Genomic DNA, 8,756 nt, shown 5'->3' with positions numbered 1-8,756 from the left:
ATAACTGAATACGCTGTAAAAATTGAGCACCTAGGAAAATGTTATAATTGTGATAGGGGGGCGATCGCCCCCTTTTTTCATTTCTCAATGGTGAAATGGCAGAACCCTTGCCGCAGCCCTAAACCTCGGTAACCCTAGCTGATTTTAGAGGGATTGAATTTCTCCAAGTTTTGGTGAATTTTCGTAAAATTACTAAATTGCTGGCCACAGTGTATGATTCATCCCTTAAATTGGTAAAAGGATGGGAGGAGTAGCCTATCTTTCGCCTAACACTAGATTTCTACTGCTTTCAGGATGGATTAGTTAAATAGAACAGCAGCATCTTACAACGAAGGCAGAGGAAGTGTTAAGCCAGTTTATAAAAGTTCACATTCCATTGATGTTCCATTTTGCCTACGTTTGAGGTTCAGATGATGTCGCTCACACCCATGACTCGCTACTACATTCGCCGTCTGCTTGCAGAGCGCGCTGAATCCCTTGGGTTGACCGTGAAGGGTACCGAAAGTGACAGCCAAGCCTTTGCCGATCAATTGGCACGCCTAGAATCCTTGGCGGCAACCAAGTTGGCAGAAATTGAGCTCATGGTTCGGATGCACCAAACCCTCAGCCGCAACGGCCAAACCTACAATCGCTACCTCGCCAATCTGGAACAAAAACTCTTTGCCCTTATGGGTCTGGCGGGACAGCCTCACGAAGAACTGACAGACATTACCCTGCCCCAGCTTGAAGAAACAAAAGGGGCCGCAGCAAAAGGCGTCACCTTGGCTGAAGTGCTAGAACACTTTAACAAAATTGGCGATATCGCCCAGAAATACCTTGGCAAGATGATTGTGGCCAACTATTGGCGGGGTACTCGTCCCTACAGCAGTTGGTTCGCTGACTTTACAGTGACCAATGACGGTCGGGTGGTTTGTCAAGGGTACCAGTCCACCCGCGATGTGTTTCTCAGTGAGGAGCAGCTAGAGCATTTGCAAGGTTGGCTAGAGGCATTTATCCGCCAGTGCCAGCGAGTGCTGCCCCAATTTACAAAACAACTGCAAAAAGCGGGGGTACGCGAAACGGTTTTAGCTTAGAGCTGTATGCGGATTTTCTTTGCGGTTCTTTGGCTGGGATTGATTGTCTATAGCTTTGGTTTTGCACCCCCCGATCAACCGCAAACACTGACACTCATTCAACGGTTAGCGACGGGAGACTGGCAGGGCATTAACCCCCTAATTGTCAGTCTCTTTAATTTGATGGGCGTGTGGCCACTGATTTACACCGCATTGCTGGTGGTGGATGGTCAAGAACAGCGATTTCCCGCGTGGCCATTTGCGGCTTTTAGTTTTGTCGTGGGTGCGTTTGCCCTCTTACCCTATTTGAGCCTGCGCCAGCCAGCACCGATCTTCACCGGAGAACTTAATCGGGGGGTACGCCTTTGGGAATCACGGCTCACTGCCGTTGCCATTGGTTTATTGGCTGGGGGCTTTCTTGGCTATGGCTTGGTCGGCGGCGATTGGCAAGACTTTTGGCAGCAGTGGCAAACCAGCCGCTTTATTCATGTGATGACCCTAGACTTTTGCCTGCTGTCGTTGCTCTTGCCGGTGCTACTGCTGGATGACTGGCAACGGCGAGGGCTGGAAAAGTCACCGTGGCGGTGGTGGAGCCTTGTCCCCCTTTTAGGAGCATTAGGGTACTTGCTTTTGCGTCCGCCCTTAATTCTCTCGAAAAAAAGTGTGGCATGATACAAAAAAATCCCCCTGAATTGGTTTTACTAATCTGTCAATGCTGAACTCTTCACCCGGAGCAAGATTCGCTGGCGTTGAGAGAATTGCATTGTTGGGGGATATCAATGCTGACAGCACCCTATGGGATCGCCACACCACAAGTTAAACCGCCTTGGATTGACACACGACTCATGAACAAAGATCAACCCTTAGCACCCGTCTTTCGCCACATGGCCAGTGGCCTGTTTCCATCCACCACTGAAACCTACGAACGCGGCAAAACCATTTTCTTTCCGGGGGATCCAGCGGAAAAGGTCTATTTTCTCCTCAAGGGCGCAGTGAAGCTCTCACGGGTGTATGAAGCGGGCGAAGAAATTACTGTGGCGCTGCTGCGGGAAAATACGGTATTTGGGGTGCTGTCCCTGATTACCGGTACTCGCTCCGATCGCTTTTACCATGCAGTGGCGTTTACGCATGTGGAGCTATTGGCCGTTCCCATCGAACAGGTGGAAAAGGCAATGCACGAGGATCCCGATTTGCTGATGTTTATGATTCAGGGGCTGTCATCGCGAATCCTGCAAACGGAGATGATGATCGAGACCCTTGCCCACCGCGATATGGGATCCCGCTTGGTCAGCTTTTTACTGATTCTTTGCCGTGATTTTGGTATTCCCACCAGTGCCGGCGTAACGGTGGATTTGAAACTTTCCCATCAGGCGATCGCCGAGGCCATTGGTTCGACACGGGTCACTGTGACTCGCCTCTTGGGGGAACTCCGCGATCAGAAAATGATCTCAATTCACAAAAAGAAAATCACCGTGCATAATCCGCTGATGCTGAGCCAGCAGTTTACCTAGGGGTGAGAGGCCACCAGTTGGCCATAGTCCAGTTTAATCAAGCGATCGGCCACGTCAAAATAGCGATCGTCATGGCTAATCACAAATACCGTTTTGCCTTGAGCCTTTAGCTCGGGTAGGAGTTGGCGGTAGAAAATATCTCGAAAGAGGGGATCTTGATCCGCTGCCCATTCATCAAAGAGGTAGGCGGGGCGATCGTCGAGATAGGCCATCAACAACCCCAAACGCTTGCGCTCCCCTTGGGAAAGAGAGGTTGTGGAGAAGCGGTTGCCTTCTAGGCGGACTTTGTGGCTCAAGCGCAATTTTTCGAGGTAACTTGGCACTTCTGCGAGGCGTTCGGGGGACTCAATACCCAACAGTGACTCAAAAAGATAAAAGTCACTAAAAACCGTGGCAAAGTGTTGGCGATACCATTCGTAGTCCTCAGGCTGCAAACAGTGATCATCCACCCAAATTTCTCCCTGATCGGGAATATACAGCCCGGTAATAATTTTGGCTAGGGTGGATTTACCGCTGCCATTGCCACCGACAATAAAAAGTAGTTCCCCAGCCCGCACGGTCAAACTCAAAGGGCCTAGGGTAAAGGTTGCAGGTTCATCCTCGTGAGTACCGTGGTACTGATGGCGAATCTGTCGCAGTGAGAGGGTTTTCCAGCCAAGGGGAGGGAGTTCGCCTGCCTCGTTGAGGTTTTGGCGCGGATCTCCAAGGCTCAGTTGTAGGGATTCCACCTTCTTGAGGGCAACGCTGGCACGACTAAATACTGGAATGGCATCAATCACCTGTTGCATCGGCAGCATGAGGTAAATGATCGTCAGGACATACCCTGAGAGAACTGTGGGTGGGGCTCCCAACAAATGGGGCAGCGTAAAGAGAAAGAAGCCAATGGTGACAAAGAGCAGCAACTGTCCCCAACTGGCAGCAATGGCAAAGACCATGTACCCTAGCTCGTTTTGCTGTCGTGTTTTCTGGGCAGTGGGTTCTAGCTCCCGATAAAAGAAGGCCAACCGCCGTTGCCGATTGAGCTTGAGTTCTTTATTGCCCTCGGTGAGTGTCCGAAAGTGTTGAAAGAGGTAATCCTGTTGCTGCCGTGCTCGCTCTAGGAATTTGCGTGCTCTGCCCGCTAGAAATAAGTAGCTGCCAGTACCAATGACAATTAAGCCCACAAGGGCAAAAAAGAGGGGCGGCGACAACCAACCCATGTAAATCAAGCAGCCAATGACAATAGCAATGGCATTAAAAAGATTGGGCAGGACTGAGAAGGAACGGGAGACGGCATCCACATCCTCTGTCAGCGTCGCAAGGAGTTGCGGATTGCCAATGGCTTCTAACTGGCGTAGGGGTGAAGCGAGAATCTGGCGACTCAGGAGGAGGCGCATTTCATAAACGGCCTGTTGGGCAGCCCGCACGAGCAGCACTTGGGAGCTAAAGTGGGTCAGCAGTAGGAGCGTGCCGAGAAGAACAAATCCCCAAGGTAAGAAGCGCTGGAGGGCAGGGGTTTTCTGCAGGGCAGCATTCATTAGGGCAATGAGCGCAGCCGTGCTGCCACCGTTGAGAAGTCCAGCGATCGCTGCCGCAACAATCGTCGGCCAAGCCGCCCGTAAAAGAATCCGAAAGAGCCTCACGAATCGGTCGTCTCATCAGGGGTAGAGTTGGACTCAGACTCTTCGAGATTCAACTTGGGAATAAAACTGGGGCGATCGGCATTTTCCCAACCGGGGGGACGCTTCGAGTTGTACCATGCAATGAGGCCAATGCTCACGGCAGCCACAAGACCCAGCAGCAACACCCCATAAAAGGGGATAAAGTTACCTGCACCAACGGTAAAGCTAATCCCCAATAACCCCATCATTGTCCTCGTTAAAATTCCAGGAATATGTAGAACACCACTATATCAACCCTATGGTTGCTTTGAGAATCCTGAGAGTTGGAAGCGGCTGTGCTGCCTAAGGTAGAGTACAAGATAAAGAAGTTTTGCTGACTTTACCCCCTCTTTTCAACAATCAACCATGAGCGATCGCGCCCTTCGCCCGGCTGTTGTGGCTGCTGTGGAACCCGGCTCTATTGCCGCTGCGTTAGGATTTGAACCCGGTGATGCTTTAGTGGCCATTAATGGCGATCGCCCCCGCGATTTGATTGATTATCGGTTTCTCTGTGCCGAGGAATACCTCACCCTCGAAGTACTGGGCAAAGACGGCCAAACCTACGTCCTCGAAATTGAAAAAGACATTGATGAAGATTTAGGACTGGAGTTTACCACTGCCCTTTTCGATGGGTTGATGCAGTGCAACAATCGCTGCCCCTTTTGTTTTATTGATCAGCAACCCCCCGGCAAACGGGAAAGCCTCTACGCCAAGGATGACGACTACCGCCTCAGCTTCCTCTATGGCAGCTACATTACCCTGACGAACCTGCTTCCGTCAGAGTGGCAGCGCATTGCCCGCTTGCGCCTTTCTCCCCTTTACGTTTCTGTCCATGCCACAGTACCCAGTGTCCGCCAACGCCTACTGAAAAATCCACGGGCAGGAGAAATTCTGCAACAGATTCGCTGGTTTCAAGAGCAGCGGCTGCAACTCCATGCCCAAGTTGTTGTCTGTCCGGGCATTAATGACGGCGAGTGTCTCGAGCAAACACTGCGGGATTTAGCCCAGTTCTATGATCCTGAGGAGCCAACTGTGCTTTCAGTGGCAGTGGTGCCCGTGGGGCTGACCCGCTTTCGCCCTGCTGAGGATGAACTGATTCCCGTTACCCCCGACCATGCCCAAGCAGTGATTCAACAGGTACAGGCGCTTCAACAGCAGTTTGAACAGCAGTGGCAAACCCCCTTTGCTTGGCTGGCGGATGAATGGTTCTTGATTGCCGGATCGCCCTTACCCCCTGCCGCTCACTATCAGGACTATCCTCAACTCAGTAATGGGGTGGGAACCATTCGCCTGTTTTTAGAAGAGTTTGAGCTTCATGCCCAACAGCTTCCCCAACGCCTACCGCAGCCGCGTCATCTGAGTTGGGTGGTGGGTAATACGGTGGAACAGGCTTTTGAACCCTTGGTGGCTCGCCTTAATCAGATTGGGAACCTGCGCCTTGATCTCTATGCCCTTGCTAGCGACTATTGGGGACAGCAGATGTCCGTGACAGGGCTATTAACCGGCCATGATTTGATCTATCACCTGAAGGGCAAACCCTTGGGCGATCGCCTACTTCTGCCCAGTCTGATGCTCAAGCACGATGAACCCGTTTTTCTGGATGATGTGCCTTTAGCCACTGTGGAGGAAGCGCTAGGGGTACCCATTCAAGTGGTCTCTGGTGGCGCAGCAGGGATTATTGCCGCTTGTACCCACCCCTAAAATGCCTGATCTTGCCCCTTGGGATCCACGCGGCCTATAATGGCTGGATGCTGTCTGCTGCACACTCAACGCTATGATTGCCACCTCATCCCGTCCGGTTCGCATTGGTTCCCGCAAAAGTCAACTGGCTCTTGTGCAAACGGAATGGGTACAGGCGCAACTGCAAACCCACCATCGCGATCGCGCCTTTGAGGTGGTGACCATGACCACCCAAGGGGACAATATCCTTGATGTCGCCCTTGCAAAAATTGGCGATAAAGGCCTCTTTACCAAAGAGCTAGAACTCTCAATGCTGCGAGGCGAAACGGATTTGGCCGTTCACTCCCTCAAGGACTTACCCACCAAGTTGCCCGATGGTTTAGTTTTAGGTGCGATTACTGAGCGGGAAGACCCAGCGGATGCCCTCGTTTTAGGCGCGAAATGGACAGGACACACCATTGATACCCTACCTGAAGGCACGGTCATTGGTACTTCGTCCCTGCGTCGCTTGGCACAACTGCGCCACCACTACCCCCATCTCACGTTTAAGGATGTGCGGGGCAATCTAAATACTCGTTTGGCCAAGTTGGATGCTGGGGAATACAATGCCTTGATTTTGGCGGTGGCCGGTCTGCGGCGTTTGGGTTTTGGCGATCGCATTAGCCAAGTCTTACCGGCAACAGTGTCCCTCTATGCCGTGGGTCAGGGCGCTCTGGGCATTGAATGCCGCGCCGACGATGCCGACATTTTAGACTTAGTCAAGACCCTCGAACATCCAGAAACAGCAGCCCGTTGCTTAGCAGAGCGAGCCTTTCTACGGCAATTGGAAGGGGGCTGTCAAGTGCCCATTGGGGTGCATACAGTGATTGAGAATGGTCAACTCACCCTCACTGGTTTAGTGGCGAGTCTCGATGGCCAGCGCCTTGTCAAAGACAGTCTCACAGGGGAGCCTGCCAGCGCAGAAGAACTGGGGACGCGCCTTGCCCTAAAACTCCGTGAACAGGGTGCCGCAGAGATCTTGGAAGAGATTTTTGCCACTGTGCGACCGGAACGCTAGTTTGTGCCTACCACGGACTACCAATCATCGTAAAGGCCGCCCAGAAGTAGGGATGACTCAGGGAGCGATCGCCTACAGCAACCTCTGGTGGCAAGGGAATCCCCCCACGAATGGTGCGCAGTTCATTACCCTTGACTGTAATATCGCCCCGCAACATCGCCAATTGCGCTTGCCGTAGTGCCTCAGCCTTGATCGATGCCCTATTCAACTGATTGTAAAAGCCCGTCATCAAAGCCAGTGTCCCCTCATCACTGACATACCACAAACTGGCCAGCACCGACTTTACCCCAGACTGCACTGACAAACCCGCAAATCCCAGCTCGGCATCCAAGTCACCCACCGCTGTACGACAGGCACTCAATGTCAGTAACTCCGTTGCCGGACGATACAGGCGTAAATTCCGCAACTGCAACAAATTCAATCGCCCATCAGTAAAGACAATGTAGGAGTTTTCAGGCGACCCCGGCTGAAACTCGCCATGAGTGGCTAAGTGGATGATTTGATAAGTTCCCTGCCGATGTTGCCGCACCAAGTTGGGAATCGTAAAGTCAGCATTAAGGAACTCTGTGCCGCCCCCTAAATCCTTAGTAATTTGAGCTAGCTCGACGGGTACAGCGGGTAAAGGCGACTGATCTTTGAACTCCGATGCCCCCATGGCCAGAATCCGTGCCTGTTGGACACTGCGATAACGGGTATCCATGAGGCTCATACTGGGCACCAAGGCCATACTAAAGCGCTCAATCAAGAAGCCTTTGCCATCATGGAGTGCCGCCACGGGAATTCCCCGCATGCCGCTGTCGAAAACAAAAGCCAGTGTTTCAACGCCTTGAGCATCCAACTGGGATCGTAAAGGTGCAATTAACCACTGATAGAGTTGCTGGGATGCAGGTAGATAAGCACGGGTATTGACCAAGCGTGGATCCCGCACACTATTCGTAAACTGATCCACCGTTTTTAGGAGTTGCTCACGTCGCACTCCCCGCACTGGTAGGTGAAGTGGCTCTGCCTCTGGCGTCACCATCATTAAATCCAGTTGATCTGGCCGTGCCAGTGTATAAATGACGGCTGGCTTCTTGCCTGTTTGCTTAGCAATTTCATTTAGCACGGCTTGCAAATCTTCAATAGATAATTCACTTCTATCGCAGGGACGACCAAAGTAACTGGTGACCTGTTCACAAGCTCGCTGGTCTAAAAGGCCAAGAGCACGACTGAGATCATTATTAGCCAGTGCAATCTCAATATCCGTTGTCAAAAGAATCGGAGATGACTCAGGGGGCAACTGTGATGGTGCATAGGTAACAGGCGGAGGTGGTTCCAGCAGTGTATTAGCTTCTTGCTCAGGAATAATAGGTACGCTTTGACCTGTATTCTCAAAACGAATATTCCCTACTTCTACCAAGCCTGACAAGGTTCGCGGCCGGGAAATAATGGAGTTCTCTGACTGAATAGCACCTGCTGTTCCATTGCGATCAGAGTTACCAACTAAGAATGGTATGTCGTTGTTGATGAAGATATTGACCGAGCGGCCAAATATGCTAGTGGGCACCCCATTGCGATCAAAGGTTCCTAAAGCGCGCAATGAATTCTCAGCATAGATATCAACTCCACCCGCTCCGGCGTTAATGAAGTTGAAAATAATGTTGCCGCCACTCAGGCTAACGTTTCCACCATTTGTAAAAATATTGCCTGTAGTGATGTTTGGAGCAAATAGGGTAACGCTACCGCCACTTCCAGCAGTATTAATACTTCCCGTAGTCAATTGACCTCGGTAGGCTACAGCATCAAAGTTGCCACCGCCAGTAGTAACATTACCTGT

The 8,756-nt window shown here is 51.6% G+C and carries 8 protein-coding genes; 5 read left to right on the top strand and 3 right to left on the bottom strand.

What is annotated here, in order from left to right; translation table 11 throughout:
* Window positions 1-413: 413 nt before the first annotated feature.
* The 3 genes from IGQ15_RS00545 to ntcA all read left to right on the top strand — a co-directional run bounded on the left by IGQ15_RS00545 (window position 414) and on the right by ntcA (window position 2,563).
* Window positions 414-1,073 carry a hypothetical protein gene (locus tag IGQ15_RS00545; protein WP_297047611.1) on the top strand — a complete coding sequence of 220 codons (660 nt, stop codon included), beginning with the start codon at window positions 414-416 and terminating at the stop codon, window positions 1,071-1,073.
* Window positions 1,074-1,079: 6 nt separating this feature from the next.
* Window positions 1,080-1,724 carry a DUF2834 domain-containing protein gene (locus tag IGQ15_RS00540; protein ID WP_297047609.1) on the top strand — a complete coding sequence of 215 codons (645 nt, stop codon included), beginning with the start codon at window positions 1,080-1,082 and terminating at the stop codon, window positions 1,722-1,724.
* Window positions 1,725-1,897: 173 nt separating this feature from the next.
* A complete protein-coding gene (ntcA, locus tag IGQ15_RS00535) occupies window positions 1,898-2,563 on the top strand; it encodes a global nitrogen regulator NtcA (protein ID WP_297047616.1) in 666 nt (221 codons plus the stop codon).
* Here the strand turns inward: ntcA and IGQ15_RS00530 are convergent.
* Both IGQ15_RS00530 and IGQ15_RS00525 read right to left on the bottom strand, forming a co-directional pair.
* Complete coding sequence (locus IGQ15_RS00530; RefSeq protein ID WP_297047606.1) at window positions 2,560-4,185, bottom strand: cyclic peptide export ABC transporter; 1,626 nt, start codon at window positions 4,183-4,185, stop codon at window positions 2,560-2,562. The genes ntcA and IGQ15_RS00530 overlap by 4 nt on opposite strands.
* Window positions 4,182-4,412 (bottom strand): hypothetical protein, encoded by a 231-nt coding sequence (locus IGQ15_RS00525; protein WP_363315751.1) that lies wholly within the window; start codon window positions 4,410-4,412, stop codon window positions 4,182-4,184. The genes IGQ15_RS00530 and IGQ15_RS00525 overlap by 4 nt, the downstream gene beginning before the upstream one ends.
* 157 nt (window positions 4,413-4,569) lie before the next feature.
* Between IGQ15_RS00525 and IGQ15_RS00520 the strand changes: the two genes are divergently transcribed.
* Together IGQ15_RS00520 and hemC are read left to right on the top strand one after the other, a co-directional pair.
* Window positions 4,570-5,904: a TIGR03279 family radical SAM protein gene (locus IGQ15_RS00520; RefSeq protein ID WP_297047603.1), complete on the top strand. Its 1,335-nt coding sequence runs from the start codon at window positions 4,570-4,572 to the stop codon at window positions 5,902-5,904.
* Between the two features lie 73 nt (window positions 5,905-5,977).
* Complete coding sequence (gene hemC / locus IGQ15_RS00515; protein ID WP_297047599.1) at window positions 5,978-6,940, top strand: hydroxymethylbilane synthase; 963 nt, start codon at window positions 5,978-5,980, stop codon at window positions 6,938-6,940.
* 7 nt (window positions 6,941-6,947) lie between these two features.
* Here hemC and IGQ15_RS00510 read toward each other — a convergent pair whose 3' ends face one another.
* Window positions 6,948-8,219, bottom strand: coding sequence for a CHAT domain-containing protein (locus IGQ15_RS00510; RefSeq protein WP_297047595.1), 1,272 nt, complete (start codon window positions 8,217-8,219; stop codon window positions 6,948-6,950).
* Window positions 8,220-8,756 lie beyond the last annotated feature (537 nt).

It is taken from the genome of Thermosynechococcus sp. M98_K2018_005 (assembly GCF_015295825.1).
GTDB lineage: Bacteria > Cyanobacteriota > Cyanobacteriia > Thermosynechococcales > Thermosynechococcaceae > Thermosynechococcus.
The sequence above is the reverse complement of the archived record's forward strand: the minus strand, read 5'-3'. Positions and strand labels throughout refer to the sequence as shown.

Coding starts and splice junctions, on each gene's coding strand:
- IGQ15_RS00545 (WP_297047611.1), top strand. CDS start 414: ATGTCGCTCACACCCATGACTCGCTACTACATTCGCCGTCTGCTTGCA.
- IGQ15_RS00540 (WP_297047609.1), top strand. CDS start 1,080: ATGCGGATTTTCTTTGCGGTTCTTTGGCTGGGATTGATTGTCTATAGC.
- ntcA (WP_297047616.1), top strand. CDS start 1,898: ATGAACAAAGATCAACCCTTAGCACCCGTCTTTCGCCACATGGCCAGT.
- IGQ15_RS00525 (WP_363315751.1), bottom strand. CDS start 4,412: ATGATGGGGTTATTGGGGATTAGCTTTACCGTTGGTGCAGGTAACTTT.
- IGQ15_RS00520 (WP_297047603.1), top strand. CDS start 4,570: ATGAGCGATCGCGCCCTTCGCCCGGCTGTTGTGGCTGCTGTGGAACCC.
- hemC (WP_297047599.1), top strand. CDS start 5,978: ATGATTGCCACCTCATCCCGTCCGGTTCGCATTGGTTCCCGCAAAAGT.